The 14923-nt window shown below is 38.5% G+C and carries 11 protein-coding genes and 1 pseudogene; 10 read left to right on the forward strand and 2 right to left on the reverse strand.

All coding sequences use genetic code 11. The annotated features are described in order from the left end of the window. Positions 1 to 2 precede the first annotated feature (2 nt). The 6 genes from B3394_RS11680 (at position 3) to B3394_RS11705 (ending at position 5177) form a co-directional block, all read left to right on the forward strand. Positions 3 to 1271, forward strand: a complete 1269-nt coding sequence (locus tag B3394_RS11680; protein WP_177733736.1) for an ABC transporter permease — start codon at positions 3 to 5, stop codon at positions 1269 to 1271. A gap of 4 nt (positions 1272 to 1275) precedes the next feature. After that, positions 1276 to 2172 (forward strand): hypothetical protein, encoded by an 897-nt coding sequence (locus B3394_RS11685; RefSeq protein ID WP_177733738.1) that lies wholly within the window; start codon positions 1276 to 1278, stop codon positions 2170 to 2172. A gap of 66 nt (positions 2173 to 2238) precedes the next feature. Beyond that, positions 2239 to 3042 carry an endonuclease/exonuclease/phosphatase family protein gene (locus B3394_RS11690; RefSeq protein WP_273247173.1) on the forward strand — a complete coding sequence of 268 codons (804 nt, stop codon included), beginning with the start codon at positions 2239 to 2241 and terminating at the stop codon, positions 3040 to 3042. A gap of 82 nt (positions 3043 to 3124) precedes the next feature. Further along, entirely contained in the window at positions 3125 to 3613 is a 489-nt protein-coding gene (locus tag B3394_RS11695; protein WP_177733741.1) for a hypothetical protein, read from the forward strand. 95 nt (positions 3614 to 3708) lie between these two features. After that, complete coding sequence (locus B3394_RS11700) at positions 3709 to 4182, forward strand: hypothetical protein (protein WP_286921803.1); 474 nt, start codon at positions 3709 to 3711, stop codon at positions 4180 to 4182. 317 nt (positions 4183 to 4499) lie between these two features. Then, the gene (locus tag B3394_RS11705; protein WP_273247175.1) at positions 4500 to 5177 is read left to right on the forward strand and encodes a PAS domain-containing protein; all 678 of its coding nucleotides are present in this window, start codon (positions 4500 to 4502) and stop codon (positions 5175 to 5177) included. Between the two features lie 67 nt (positions 5178 to 5244). On the opposite strand, the gene B3394_RS11710 is transcribed toward B3394_RS11705, so the two are convergent. Further along, a complete protein-coding gene (locus tag B3394_RS11710; protein ID WP_177733747.1) occupies positions 5245 to 5592 on the reverse strand; it encodes an RNA recognition motif domain-containing protein in 348 nt (115 codons plus the stop codon). 488 nt (positions 5593 to 6080) lie between these two features. On the opposite strand from B3394_RS11710, the gene B3394_RS11715 reads away from it, so the two are divergent. Continuing rightward, positions 6081 to 6725 (forward strand): response regulator transcription factor, encoded by a 645-nt coding sequence (locus B3394_RS11715; protein ID WP_286921805.1) that lies wholly within the window; start codon positions 6081 to 6083, stop codon positions 6723 to 6725. A 5-nt stretch (positions 6726 to 6730) separates the two neighbouring features. Here B3394_RS11715 and B3394_RS11720 read toward each other — a convergent pair whose 3' ends face one another. Next, positions 6731 to 9739: a sensor histidine kinase gene (locus B3394_RS11720; RefSeq protein WP_286921841.1), complete on the reverse strand. Its 3009-nt coding sequence runs from the start codon at positions 9737 to 9739 to the stop codon at positions 6731 to 6733. A gap of 262 nt (positions 9740 to 10001) precedes the next feature. Here B3394_RS11720 and B3394_RS11725 point away from each other — a divergent pair, with 262 nt between their 5' ends. The 3 genes and pseudogenes from B3394_RS11725 to B3394_RS11735 form a co-directional block, all read left to right on the forward strand. Next, the gene (locus tag B3394_RS11725; RefSeq protein WP_273247178.1) at positions 10002 to 10934 is read left to right on the forward strand and encodes a helix-turn-helix domain-containing protein; all 933 of its coding nucleotides are present in this window, start codon (positions 10002 to 10004) and stop codon (positions 10932 to 10934) included. A gap of 35 nt (positions 10935 to 10969) precedes the next feature. Further along, a complete protein-coding gene (locus tag B3394_RS11730; protein ID WP_286921890.1) occupies positions 10970 to 12010 on the forward strand; it encodes a helix-turn-helix domain-containing protein in 1041 nt (346 codons plus the stop codon). Positions 12011 to 12251: 241 nt separating this feature from the next. After that, positions 12252 to 14923: pseudogene (locus tag B3394_RS11735) on the forward strand (hypothetical protein); the annotation flags it as partial.

A 14923-nucleotide genomic window follows, 5' to 3' on the forward strand; every position in this document is an offset into this window, starting at 1 on the left:
CGATGAAACCACTACAGCAATTGTTTAGCTTAAAAAAAGTTGAAGACTCCCAAAACGGTAAGCCGGAAGACCGGGAAGAAGACAAAGAACAGATCCGGATCACCTATTACCAGAGTGGTTTTGCCGCTTCTATAAAGGCTACCGGTAAGCCGATAGTATTAAAAGCCTGCCTGCAAAATTTGTTTAACAGTTTTGAAGACCAGTGCAGAAGGCAGAAACTGGAGCAGGAGCGACTGAAACAGCCCTATAGGGAAGAACAGGAAAAAAGCAGAACCGAGCTTAAAAAATGCGAAACGGCTATTGGCATTTATGAAAAAAAGGAGCAGGAGATAGACGCAGATATGGAAGCTGTGCGAAAAGAAATTGTTGAGGTCAAACAGAATCCTGAAAAATATGGTATTGAAGACGGGAAAAGCCTGAAAGCACAATTCTATATCGGTTTGGCGCTCTTATTGCCCATTACGCTGTATCTTCTGGTATTCTATATTTCGGCTTCCTATTCGGCTTTTTTTAAAGAGTTTTCCAATGACAGCCTGACAGCAGCCATTTTTGATGCCGATGCTTTAAACAATGCCTTTAAAGCCAGCTGGCTCGAAGGAGTGCTGGTTATTACAATCCCGTTTGTGTTTATGGGATTGGGCTATGTGATTCACATGGTGCAAAAGGGCAAGGGAATCAAAAACCTGTTTAAAATTGCAGCCCTTTTCCTGATCACCTTTTTGTTTGATGCTCTATTGGCTTACCAGATCGAAAAGAAAATATATGAATTCAACAAGACCTCCGATTCGGCTTTGTATAACCTGAAAATTGCCTTGGGTGAAGCGGAATTCTGGATGATTATTTTTGCCGGATTTGTGGTGTATATTATCTGGGGACTGGTTTTCGACTTTATGATGAAAGAATATGAAAACATGGATAAAATAAAAGCCTTTATCAGAGGGAAAAGAGAAGAACTGTTCAATATGGATGGTTTAAAAGCGGCCAATACCAAAAAACTGAACGACTTTAAACAACAGGTAACGGCGATCAATGGTAAGATCTCGGAATTGCAGTCTAAAATTGACGGATTTGTTTTCCCGGTTAAGGAATACCTTCATTACCACCACCAGTATAAGGAAGGATGGTACCAGGCTATCAATACCGAAATTGCACTGCCGCATAAAGAGAAAACAGAATTGTTGGAAGATTGTGAATCGGTTTCAGACAGGCATTTAAGCGATTTAAGATTAAGTGATCCGGATTTTCAACATTTGGTTTATGCTAAAATTTAAGATTATGAAAAGAAAGATACAATTCGCTGCATTGGCAGTATTTGCCTTATGCCTTGTTTCCTGTAAAGAAGATAAAGTAACGGATAAGCCAGGCAATGGCGTTAAAAATGCTTCGGAAAACTATAATGTGAGCATTCTCCTGGATTTATCAGACCGGATTGACCCGGTTAAGCATCCGGATAAAACAATGGAATACTATGTAAGGGATATCGGTTATATCAAATCGGTTTCGGAGGCTTTCACCGAACATGTTAGAGGTAAAAGAGTGCGTCAGGCGAATGATAAAATGCAACTGTTTTTTGATCCCGAACCGAGTAATACCGAAATCAATGCGATATCCGATAAGCTGAAAACAAAGATTGATAAGGACAATATTTCAAAAGAACTGCTCGATAACGTAAAAACTACTTATGAAACCAATCCGTTACAGATTTACGAACTGGCTATAAAAGAAAAAGATTATCCGGGCTCCGATATCTGGCGTTTTTTTAAGAATAAGGTAACCGATTATTGCATCGATGAAGATTACCGGAACATTTTGGTTATTTTGACAGACGGTTATATTTTTTATAAAAATTCGGAAATAAAAGAAGGAAACAGAACCAATTTCCTTCTTTCCAAAACGATCAAGCAGAACGGTTTAAACGTTTCGCAATGGAAAGAAAAGATGAACAATAACGATTTTGGATTTATCAAAGCCAATGAGGATCTGTCGAACCTGGAAGTACTGGTACTGGGAATTAATCCGGATTCTAAAAATCCTTATGAAGAAGATGTAATTAAAGCTTACTGGGGAAAGTGGTTACAGGAAATGAAAGTGAAACGCTTTGAGATCAGAGGAGCCGAATTACCGTCCAATATGGAAAAAGTAATTAAAGACTTTATAAACAAAGGAAAATAAGTTTACCGCCAAACATTACGATCAAATAGTTATTTTAGTAGATTCTAACCCCTTTATAGAGCCTATATGCCTAAGAAAATCATAGCCCTGTTTTTTATTTTATGGAGTTGTCTTTCCTGGTCGCAGGTAAAACTGTGCAGCTGGAACCTTTCCAATTTCGGGAAAAGCAAAAGTGATGAAACCATTGCTTTTATTGCGAATACAGTGAAACAGTATGATGTTGTTGCAATTCAGGAAGTTGTTGCCGGATATGGCGGCGCGCAGGCTGTAGCCCGTTTGGCTGATGAACTTAACCGGAAAGGTGCCCAGTGGGACTATGCGATTAGCGATCCTACTTCGGGCAGTTCTCATAAAAAAGAACGTTATGCTTTTATATGGAAAACAGCCACTGTCCGGAAAAAGGAAATCTGGCTGGAAAAGAAATACCATTTAGCGATTGACAGAGAGCCCTATTTTGGAAGTTTTGACTATAAAGGGAAAGAATTTACGGTGGTTAACTTTCATGCGATAACCCGGAAGAAACAGCCGGAAACGGAGATTAAGCACTTTAAAAAACTGCCTTCTCAGTATCCTGAAAACAACCTGATTTTCGTGGGGGATTTTAATTGTCCGCAATCGCATACCGTTTTTAATCCGCTGAAAACAATGGGATATCGTTCGGTTTTTAAGAATCAGAAGACCTCTTTAAAGTTAAAATGCAAAAAACAGGAATGCCTGGCATCTGAGTTTGATAATATTTTTTACAACTCACAAAAAGTAAAACTGCTGACTAAAAATACACATTTGTTCTATAAAAACTTTGAAACGATGCCGTTAGCCCGGAAAATTTCGGATCATATTCCGGTATGTTTTACATTTATGCTATTGTAGTTCTTATGAAAAAACAGGGCAGCTAACTGTTTGATAATGTGTTGGTGTAAACAAAAAGATTATTAATATAAATCGGATGTTTATGAAAGAAAAAATACTTTTTTGTATCACTTTTTTATTTCTTTTACTGGCTGGCTGTAAAGGCGATGCGAATGATGAGGTAACGGAAGAAACGGAAGGATTGGGTATTATGACTACTATATCCAGAGTGAGGGATACCAGAACGTGTGCCAAAGACTGGGATGGCGATTACTGCGCCGATGTTGCTGTAAAGGAAAACAATAGCGCAAACAACCTGAACCTTGTGGTTACGATAGCAGATGGTTATTTAAAAATAATTCACAATGAAGACAAAACGGTCGTAGAAGGCTTTGAGAAAGTTTTTTTTGATGAAGACGGTTACTCGATTTTTGAAACCAATGGAAAGGAATATCAGATCCGGATCCTGGATAAAATGGAAAATTGTTTTAAAGGGAATATTTCGCAGCGATGTTACGGTAAAACACAAAAAGGAAAACGCTGTAAAGCCAGAACATTGGATGAGAGCGGTTATTGCTGGCGGCATAAATAAAAAAGAACAATTCAATTGTTCTTTTTTATTTATGCTATACAGAATGCATTATTTGTTATTCGCAGATAGTAGAAGTCCACTAAAAAGTTACGCTTATGAGAAAAAAAATACTATTAAAAATATTATTGCTATGCTTATTAACATCCTATGGGCAAAAAGAAAATGGGATAAGAATAAACACTGTTGAAAAAATTAAAACAACACCTTCAGAAATAGTAAATTTCATTCCTGAAATTAATAAAAGAAATGGCGATTACTGTGCTAAAGTTGTTGTAAATGATATGAAAAGTGCTTATACAAAAAATTTAGTAGTACGCCTTTCGAACGATTTTTTATTAGCCATTTATAATGACGATAATACCGTAATTAAAGGATTTAAGAAAATTCATTTTGATATTAACGGATATACAAAATTTGTAACTAACGGTAAAAAATACCAGATTAAAATTCTCGCTGCGTTAGAAGACTGTAAAGGATTGCCAAGAAGATGTAAAGGAAAAACCCAGCTGGGTAAGAGGTGTAAATGTATAACCAAAGATGAGAGTGGTTACTGCCATCATCATAAATAGAACTATAAAATTTTAAGATTTTTCTTATTGTTAATTTCTGTGATTAAAATGAACACCTGTAATTTTCAGATGACGGGGTCATAGAAAAGAAAAATAAGCCGGATTCTGCCATTATTTTAAGGGATATATTAGAATTTGTTACTGTTTTGTCTTAAAAAAACAGGAATATAACGATGTGTGTTAACTGTAAAATTCTCGTTAATTATAGTTAAAATTATGTTTTTTTTAAGTTTTGACAGGTAAAGCATTTTGTAATTTTGTTACTGTTTTAGGGGTTGAAGACTTTGGTCTTCATTATTGAGTAAATTACATTCATAATGCAAAAGAATATAAAAGATCTCCGGATCTTATTAGATAAAAATTCAGATGATATCAACTTTAATATAATCTCATCCATTACCGACAAAAAAGGAACGATCCTTTATGCCAATCAGAAGTTCTGTGAGATTTCGAAATACAGGGAAGAAGACCTGATCGGGCAAAACCACCGTATATTGAATTCCCGGTATCATTCCAGGGAATTTTTTAAAGGGATGTGGGAAACCATAGGCAACGGCAACGTTTGGGATGGAGAGGTGCGCAATAAAGCCAAAGACGGAAGCTTTTACTGGGTCTATTCGATTATCTTCCCGGTCTTTGATGAAAACAACGCCATCATCCAATATTTTTCAATCCGGGTGCCGATAGACGAAAAAAGAAAACAGGAAGAGCAGCGGGAAAAAAGAATTCGCCGACTTGAAAAGATACTGTTTAAGATTTCACACGAAGTCCGCCAGCCGGTCACGCAGATATTAGGTGTTTCGGATCTTTTAAACGATACCCAGCTCAATCAGGAAGAATTACGGATATTGATTAACGGCATGAAAAAATCGGCTGCCTTGCTGAATTTGTATACCCGGGAACTCAATCAGTATGTCCACAACATGAAAAATGAAGAATACGAATTATTACTGTCGGCTTGCGAACCGCAGGATGACGATAATTACTGTATTTAAAAAGGCCTGTAAAAAAATAAAACCATCTACTACAGATGGTTTATATTTTTTTGGGCTATTCCAATAATTAGTAACGACCTCTGCCGCCTCCGTTATTGTTACCTCTGTTTGAGTTATAACCACCATTACCACCACGGTTGTTACCGCCAAAGCCATTGCTTCTTTGTGTTTGTGGTCTTGGTTCTGATTTATTCACTACAATTGTACGACCGTCGATTTGTCCTCCGTTCAATTCATCGATAGCTTTTTGAGCTTCGTCATCATTTGGCATTTCGATAAAACCGAATCCTTTACTTCTACCTGTGAATTTATCTGTAATAAGTTTAACCGAGTCAACAGTACCATACTCTTCAAAATATCCTCTTAAATCTGCTTCCTCTACGTTAAATGGAAGACTTCCAACAAAAATGTTCATTTTATATAAAATTAAAATTAAGACAAAGGTAGGCTATATATCGAAACCGAAGTTCTTTTTTATGAAAACTTTTTACCGGAGATTCTCTTTTATTGAAAAAAATTTAAACAAAAGGATTCTTTCTCCGTTACTTTTGAAAATAATTGAGATTTCTATAAAAAAATGAAAGAGATACAGGTAAAGGAAGCAAAAAGCGCTGACAGAAAGGGCTTAAAAGTATAAAAGCCGACCTGGAGCAGTCGACTTTTATGGTGAACGTGTAACCACATTTACTGTGCGTTCGCTGCAAAAGTAAGACAATACATTGGATAAAATACTATAATTGCATAAAAAAACAGACTATTTTTTTTAATCGGTTTAATAACAGTTGATTAGGAACGTTTTTTTTGATTTTCTTCCTTTTCGTACAGGAAACGGATGGTAACATGAAAAAAACAATATATTTGTAAGGTTAACCAATGTTTGCTACTAAATACAACAATTGAGCGATGACTTCTGAATATAATTTACTTTTAGCTGATGATCATAGTGTTGTTAGACAGGGCGTTTCCCTGATTCTTAAATATTCGCTGCCAAATATTAAAATTGCCCAGACCGATACTTTAAACGGTATATTGGAGAAACTAAGGAACGAACCTTTCGATTTGCTGATTCTGGATATCAATCTTCCCGGCGGGAATAACGTTTCGATGATTGAAAAAATAAAAAGCATCCGTCCGGAAATCAAAATTCTGATGTTTTCTGCTTTCGAAGAAGATGTTTATGCCATACGCTATATTAATGCCGGGGCAAACGGCTATCTTAACAAGCTTGGCAATGAAGAAGAAATTGTAGAGGCGGTTGGAAAAGTATTAAAAACAGGTAACTATATCAGTGAGAATCTGAAAGAAAAACTCATCAACGACTTACTCAATAAAAACAAATCGGGAAATCCGCTGGAAAAACTGTCCAACCGGGAATTGGAAATAAGCCGGTTACTGGTAAGCGGATACGGCAATCTGGAAATTGCCAATCATCTGCACATTCAGATGTCGACCGTTAGTACCTATAAAGGACGGATATTTGAAAAACTGGATGTCAAAAATGTAGTTTCCCTTGCCGATCTTTTCAAATTATATGAAGAAAGCGTTTAGTACTGCTAACGTTTGAAAAGGAGGGTGATTACCGTTCCTTTATTTTCCTCACTTTCAATTTTAATATCACCGTTCAGCAGGTTTAATAGCTCGATGATAATCGTAAAACCAATCCCTTTTGTAAATTGCTTTTCATAATGCTCCGATTTTATTCGTTGGGATAAAGTCTGGTAATAGGCTACCAGTTCCGGGTTCATTCCAATTCCGGTATCGGTAAGAATTATGCCAATCGTGTCCAGGGTTTTATAGCCGCTAAAAGTGATCGTGCCGGCTTCCGTGTTCTTAACGGCATTATCCAGGAGATTATGAATGATAATTGTAAACAATTGCTTGTTGAGCGTTAAATGCAGCAATTCCGATACATTATTTTCCAGTACCGTTTTCCGGGACTTGGCAATTGGCTCAAATAACTTTATTTTCTCATTAATCAGCTGGTGCAGGCTGAATCGTTCCGTATGGATATCATTCTTGTTGAGGTATGTTTTGGAATATTCCAGCAGGTTATTCACAAAATGAAAAAGCTCAAAAGAAGAAGTATACATCGTTTTGATGTTCTCCTGAAAGTCAGGATTGTCACGATCCAGGTTTTCATACAGGTATTTACCGGTTAAAGCCATGTATTTTAACGGGCTTTTGATATCGTGCGTAATCGATCCGATCAGTTTTTTATGGGAGTGGATCTGTTCGCTTAAATCTGCCTTGGTCTTCGTTAAAACATTAATCGTATTTTTTAATTCCGTGGTATGGTAAATGATTTTCTTTTCTAATAAAAGATTTCGGTGACGGATGTATTTTGTTCGCTGCCGGAAACCGAAATACAGCAGCAGCAGGAATGTGATCAGGACCAAAATCTTAAACCAGATGGTCTGCCAGTAAGCAGGCGGTATGATGATCGTGATGGTTTTATATTGGTATTCAGAATCAAATCCGTTTAGTTTCCGGGCGGTTAATTTGTATTCTCCCGGGTATAATGACGTATAGGAAATGGTATAATTATCATTGGTTTTTGTCCAGTACTGGTTATCGGCATTATCCAGTTTTACTTCGATGTTCAGATTTTCAGGATTTCCGTAAAACGGGCTGTTCAGGAAGAAGGTAACACGGCTGAAATTGCGGTTTATAACAATAGTATCTTTAAAGGTTACCAGTTTATTGTCTATACGCGCTTCATTGATATAGATAGGATTTGTGGGCAATATCGGCCTCACAGACTGACTGTCGAAAAAGACCATTCCTTCAAATGACGGCAATGCGATATAATGATTGGCTAGTTTTGTAGCGCAGGGCGAACAGCCGCCGTTAAACTCATTGGATTTAAAACCGGAAGCCTTATCATAATAGTGATAATAGATCGTGCTTTTTTTCTTATCGGCATACGCAATCAGGCTGCTTTTCGCTACCTGGAAAAGACCTTTATTGGTTGTAATCCACATATATCCTTTTGCATCTTCAACAATACAATGAGCGGAACGGATGTATTTGTTTCTGTCAAAAGGAAAATGGGTGGTGACGTTGTTCCGGATCAGGAAAAAACCGTTATTATAGGTATTAACCCAGATTTCATTAGCCCTGGAACTTTGAATCCCGCGAATATAGGCATTGCCGATGAGCTGGTTTTTAACGATGCTTTTTTGTTTTAAATCGACTGTATACAAGCCGTTCTGGGAACCGATTACAAATTTATGAGCCCCGATTTTTTGGGCACTGTTCGGCAAGAAATTAAAATCGGCTGCCCAGTTTAATTTTTTAGCAGCATCATCCGGATCGATATAGTATAATTTTCCTTCATCATATTTTTTATAATTGGAAGCGCCAATCCACATCAGTCCTTTGTCATCTTTATAAAGCAAACTGGGCGTGAATTTTAAAGACCAGTCATCAGATAGGCTGTAGTTGCTGCTCTTTTTATAGCGGTGAAAGCTGTTTTCATAATTAATGGTCCACAAATCCCCGTTATTATCCAGTATGGAGAAAAATTTATCGGTTTTCAGGACTGTTTTTAAATGCCTGATCGTTCCGTTGGAGCTGATAATTTGCCCTCTTCCGGTCACAACACTAACCGAATCATAAGCAAAACTGGAGTATACCACCGGATCCTGAATGTCGGTATAACTTTTAAAGTTTTGCGGGCGGACAATCATAAAACCCTTTGTCAGGCTTCCGATATAGACTATGCCTAACTTCGGATCGTAGTAAAGGGTGCTGACATTATTTTTTACGGTATTAAAATCGGAGAGTATCAGTTTGGGCGTTATACCGTTTTTGCCGGCCGTCAGGTAATATAATTTTCCATTTTGATACATAAAAGCCTGATCGATGGCATTATTGGCATAAATAGTTTCGTCTCCGCTGGTGGGCATGTTGAAATTGATCTTTACCAGTCTGGTGGGCGAAACGATAAAATAGTCTTTTTTATTTTTTAAAAAGAGCTTATCGTCAATAATAAAGAACTTTGTTCCGTTAACGAACCGGTTGCTGAAGGCACCCAAACGCTTGTGTTTGAGATTGTATAAGCGGATACTGTCCCTGGTAACACTATAATAGTAGTTTTTCAGTAGGATATTATATGTAGGGCTGTTTTTAAAATAGGAGGTATAAATGTCAACATTGTTGCTGAATAAATACCCTAACTCCTGATTTTCATTGCGGTCCTTTGTCTTTTGGGGTAATACTTCCGGTACCTGATTAACATGTACTGTCTGTCCTACATCTGTATTAACGCATAAACCATCACTGAACCGGGATTTTTTCAGAAACATCATCCTGTTGGAGCGCAATCCGGTTATGTTGTCACTGTTATACACTTTAAACTGCTGCCCGTCAAACCTGACCAGACCATCTTCTGTGGTCATCCAGATAAAGCCGTCTTTATCCGGTGCAATCGATTTAATGCTGTTTTGAGGAAGTTCGCCGTTATCGGATGTAAACCAGTATGACGGCAACCTGTTCTGACAAAAACTCTGCTGAATGCTTAAGATAGTAAGGAAAAAAAGAAATCGGGTGAGAGCATTCATAGCTTTTTTCGGAACAGTGTAGAAATTTGAATGGATTTTGCCAAAGTGCTCAATATTACAAAAAATATATTAGTAGGAATTTTTTTTCTTGTAGAAATATTTCTACAAGAAAATAGAAGGATGGCTATATCGGGTTCCTATATAAGTTCTGATATTTGTAGTCCCCCAAATTTAGAATTGATACTTTAATTAAACCTTAATTTTAATTTAGATGAAGTCAATCCTAATTTATGCATACAGGTATATAAAATCAATGTTTAATATGACAACTTTAAAAAGCATATTGGCATTTGTTTTATTACTGGCAGCTGTACATTTTAGTTGTTTTTATTTTAATGAGCGTCCGCCATTGGGACTTCTCTACGGACCGTTACTTTTTTTAACGGTGGCGAAATCAATTAAAAAAGGGTATTGGCTGCATTACCTGCCTTTTGCAATAAGCGGCGTGGCCTTCTCGATTTTAAAATTTAAAGAACAGGATGTAAATGCCGGTCCTTGGGAAAACTACTTCCTGCTGTATTTTATCAGTGTGGGGATTTCGCTGTTTGTTTATTCCTGCCTGATATGGAAATCCAATAAAAAAAATATCGCAAAAACCGAAGGAATCAGTATCGGACAGGAGCTGGTGCAATTGTTAGCCTATGGCGGTTTGATATCGTCCCTGTTAATCGGATTACTGGTCCTTAAAAAGAAATGGCATGCTACCGATTTTGGCTTTGACCTTAACTGGATGCTGTTTTTCCTGCTGGGCACTTTTATGCTCCTTATCGGAATCTATTTATTGTGCTATGAGGACAAGACAGCCATTAGCCTTACCGCAAAAAAAGAACCACAGCAGTGTTTTGACGACACGATGTCTGCCAATTATATCGAAACATTGGACAAATGTGTCAGAGAAACGGATTTATACCGCAATCCGGATATTTCGTTAGACATGCTTGCCAGTCAGACAACCATACCCAGACACCATTTAACCCGGCTGCTGAATGTTTATTTAGGAAAAAACTTTTATCAGTATATCGCCGAGTTAAGGATCGAATATGCACTTGGCTGTCTGAAAAATGATGCCGGAATAAAAATAGAATCACTGGCATACGAATGCGGCTTTAATTCCAAAACCTCATTTAACCGCTATTTTAAAGAATATACGGGATACCTTCCGTCGTATTATAAAACAATTATACACCATTCATAAAAAGGAAAACCCTTATGCTTTTTCTTCTTTTAATCATGATTGTCTGCATTTGCGGACTAACATTATATGTGCTCCAAAAAACAAGATCCGGTTCTTCCTTTAATGAAGTACTGTTTTGTGCTACAGCCTGTTTAATGCTGCATGCCGCGTATGCTTTAATAGCGCGGTATTTTTTTGATGCGCTTCCTTTTGTCGACAGGGGAGCACCGTTCGGATTGATGTACGGGCCGCTTTTATACCTGGCTGCATTTTCAAATGATGCCGGAAAACTAAAAAAGAAAAATCTCCTGTTGCATGCCTTTCCCTTTTTGCTGGCAACCGTTTGTTATATCGTGTTTTTATCGGAAACGGATTTTAGAAATACGCATCTTTCAGCCTATTATGCCGTGCTTTACGGAAGCAAGACAATCTCAATGTTCGTGTATGTCCTTGTGATTTTCTTTAATCAGAAAAAAATAACGAACGATCTCAGTCTGCGGAATCTTGTCAAGTCTGCTGCTATCTGGCTGATCTTGATCGCCAGTTTGTTTGCCAGTATCATGATTTCCAGAGTGCTGGAAAGAAAAGACATCGGGGTTATGCTGCCGGGTGTTGTCATTTACGGAAGCATGCTTTTGGTGTCGGCACTTATTTTTAAATACAGCATTGGCAGGCTTCTTGCCGGTGCCGGAACGGCAGCACAGAACCAGGAAACCGAGAAACAAAATCAACAGTATAAAAAATCGGCATTAACACCAGCCATGCTGGAAGAATATGAAGAACGGCTGGACAAAGCCATGAATGACGATCTGGTTTTTCTGGATACGGAACTTTCACTGGAAAGCCTTTCCAAAAAAGTCAAAATTCCGAAGCACCATCTGACGCAATTATTCAACACAAAAATCAACCGTTCTTTTTATCAATACATCAATACTTTCAGAATAACCTATTCCTGTCAGCTTTTAAAAGAAGCCACGGAAATTACGTTGGAAGAAATTGCTTTTCAAAGCGGATTTAACTCAAAAGTATCGTTCAACCGCTATTTTAAAACACAGATGAATTGCACACCGTCGGAATACCGGCAGCAGTATCATTAATAAAAAAACAAAGAATACAAAACCGGACAGCAGTTCCGGTTTTTTTATACCCGTATTAATACGTGTTTTTTAGTGGTGTATTTGTAAGGTGTTGATTTGTAGTTTTTTATGTGTTTTTTAAAGCGTTTCAATTGTGTGGGATGTACGTCACGCCACATATCTGAAACGTTAAAAACCTTTTGTTTATGGAATTTCGCACCTGTAAAATCTTACAAGGGTGTAAAATTTAAAAACAAAAAAAATGAACGAAAATTACAGTTATAGCGACAAGCATTTGTCCTATCGACAGAGAAGTGATTTTTTTCAATCCTTTACAATGGTTTTGAAAAAAATGATTTTCTTGTTCTTTATTTCAGTTATTACCAGTTTTTGGACACAAATGTCGGCGGAAGGTAGTAAAGATTTCTACCCGTCCGGCGTTAGCGGAAACCGGGCTTTTTTATACAGTAATAGTTATGAAGCCGGGGGAACGACTATCAGGTCATGGCCGTTTAAAACATTAGGGACGCACTATGTTTATGCCAAAGTTGGCGAAACGATTGCGGTAGCTTCCAGTGCTCAAAATGCCGGAAACGGTAAGATAAGACTGATTGCTCCGGATGGAACGGTTTATATTACGGCAAGTAATAATATCGGTAGGATTGCCAGCAGAACAGAAGAGCTTGCCGGACCTTTATATCCGGGTCAGGCCGCAGGCGGTAACCGTTACCAGCCGTTCAATACGGTTGTTGGTACCGGACAGGAAGGTGTATGGAGAGTTGAATTTCTGCCATCCGGTTCAGAGACCAGCAGCAGTACGCCGGGTGTAACCGATGTGGCAGCAGATGCCAACTGGACACAGGGAACCAATACGGAACTTATTGCTGCCTGGGATGTTTCGGTTAGAAACAGCGGCAACTCAGCCTGGGTTAACGGACGTGTTTATACAAATGTATTAAACCTGCATATATCCGGAAGCGCATTCACGGCTAACAAAGCATTCTACGGAAGCATGTATGTGTTAACAAGAGACGGTATTGCTTATAAAGTAGTCAATAATGGTTCGAATGGTGTTGGATTTACATTCTTTGTAAACAACAAAGGATTTTTAAATACGGCAAACTCACCGTCTTATAAGAGTTTGAATATTTCTGATCCGTTGGACAGCCAGTTCCGGATTCACGATCCGAGAAGTGCTGATGCTGCTTCCAATGTGACCCATAAGATATTTTACGGTAAACCTGCTTTAGATTTACCAACCAGCGGTAATATGAGTGGTGGAATGACCTGGCTGAAAAATGCCGTGCTAACACCAACAGCTACAAATATTACCTATACAGGAGTAGAAGGAACACCGGATTTGTCCGGTAATAAAGGAGCCCATATCGGCTTTGATTCCAATCTTTCCGGAACATACAGAATAGAAATTATAGGAGATTTTCCAACGAGAATTATCAACGGAAACTGTACGGTAGGAACCAATACGGTATTCTGGGATGGTAAAGACGGTAACGGGAACATACTTCCGGCCGGAACGAACATTGGCGAAATCAGAGTACAGTTATTCGGAGCGGAAGTCCATTTCCCTTTTATTGATATGGAAATTAATCCCGGCGGAATTATTATTGAACAATTGGATACCAATTATGATGTATATGTGCCGACCCGTGATTTGGTATATTGGGATGATTCCGATGTAACCGGCGGTATGGCAACACATAAGTCAAACCCGATTGCATCCGGAATTACCGGAATTTCCAGTAACAGTAACGGACACAAATGGGGCTTGTATACTTCCGGAAGCAGCGGCAGCGGAAATAGCGGTACCGGTTCTTCCAGTTTCGGAAATGAAAAATCAATGGATACCTGGAGCTTTGTTCCAGGTCAGGTAATTGTAAAAAATCTGGATGTGGTTGTTGCTGCAGCCGATTTAGAAGTGGTGAGCATTACGCCTTCCACAACAACTGTCAATGTGGGGCAGCAAATGAACTATACCGTAACGGTAGTCAATAACGGACCGAGTGCGGTAACCGGTGCAGGCTTTACCTTTATAGTACCTTCCGGTTTTACAATTAATACGGTTTCCTATGTAAATAGCCAGGGAACTGTAGTGGTTGTGAATGGCACAACAGATCCGGTTACCGGTAACTATACGGCTAATCTGGATATGACCAATGGCGGACAGATTGTGTTCACCTTTACCGGAACGGTTGGTGCTGCTTTAGGCGGACAGCCGTTAACTGTGGAGGCGAGTATTATCAGACCGGCCGATGTAACCGATCCGGATGCAACAAATCCGGGAACGAATCCGCCAACAAATCCACATGTGGAATGTTTGAACGGAACAACGACCGAGAATTGTAATAATATCAAGTACAATACGATCACACCGGCTGTTACTGCTGATCTGGCAGTTTTAAAAATAGCCGATAATATGACACCTATGGTAGGTGAGTCGATAACTTTTACTATTGTAGCAACAAACAACGGACTGAACAATGCGACTAACGTAAGCGTTACCGATCAGTTACAGGACGGCTATGCGTATGTGTCTTCTACAGTTACTACAGGAACGTATAATGCTAATAACGGTTTGTGGACAATTGGTAACTTAGCCAATGGAGCAATAGCAACATTAACGATCACGGCTACCGTTACGGCAACAGGAAATTATGGAAATACAGCTACCATTACCGGAGCTGAAACTGATCCTAATGTAACGAACAACACATCGACTATCATACCGACAAGAAGATTAAACATTATCGATGCGGTTAACGATTCGGCAACAAACATAAACGGTTATACCGGTGCGACAAACGTAGTGAATGTGTATACTAATGATACGTTAAACGGAACAGCGGTAAACCCATCTCAGGTAACGTTAACCACTACGGTTTCTAACCCGAACCTGATCTTAAATCCAAACGGAAG

Source organism: Flavobacterium sp. UBA4197, from assembly GCF_002379575.1.
Taxonomy (GTDB): domain Bacteria; phylum Bacteroidota; class Bacteroidia; order Flavobacteriales; family Flavobacteriaceae; genus Flavobacterium; species Flavobacterium inviolabile.

What these genes read in the sequence shown, in the direction of transcription:
- B3394_RS11685 (WP_177733738.1), top strand. Translation starts at nt 1,276, where the DNA reads ATGAAAAGAAAGATACAATTCGCTGCATTGGCAGTATTTGCCTTATGC.
- B3394_RS11690 (WP_273247173.1), top strand. Translation starts at nt 2,239, where the DNA reads ATGCCTAAGAAAATCATAGCCCTGTTTTTTATTTTATGGAGTTGTCTT.
- B3394_RS11680 (WP_177733736.1), top strand. Translation starts at nt 3, where the DNA reads ATGAAACCACTACAGCAATTGTTTAGCTTAAAAAAAGTTGAAGACTCC.
- B3394_RS11730 (WP_286921890.1), top strand. Translation starts at nt 10,970, where the DNA reads ATGATTGTCTGCATTTGCGGACTAACATTATATGTGCTCCAAAAAACA.
- B3394_RS11720 (WP_286921841.1), bottom strand. Translation starts at nt 9,739, where the DNA reads ATGAATGCTCTCACCCGATTTCTTTTTTTCCTTACTATCTTAAGCATT.
- B3394_RS11705 (WP_273247175.1), top strand. Translation starts at nt 4,500, where the DNA reads ATGCAAAAGAATATAAAAGATCTCCGGATCTTATTAGATAAAAATTCA.
- B3394_RS11725 (WP_273247178.1), top strand. Translation starts at nt 10,002, where the DNA reads ATGACAACTTTAAAAAGCATATTGGCATTTGTTTTATTACTGGCAGCT.
- B3394_RS11710 (WP_177733747.1), bottom strand. Translation starts at nt 5,592, where the DNA reads ATGAACATTTTTGTTGGAAGTCTTCCATTTAACGTAGAGGAAGCAGAT.
- B3394_RS11700 (WP_286921803.1), top strand. Translation starts at nt 3,709, where the DNA reads ATGAGAAAAAAAATACTATTAAAAATATTATTGCTATGCTTATTAACA.
- B3394_RS11695 (WP_177733741.1), top strand. Translation starts at nt 3,125, where the DNA reads ATGAAAGAAAAAATACTTTTTTGTATCACTTTTTTATTTCTTTTACTG.
- B3394_RS11715 (WP_286921805.1), top strand. Translation starts at nt 6,081, where the DNA reads ATGACTTCTGAATATAATTTACTTTTAGCTGATGATCATAGTGTTGTT.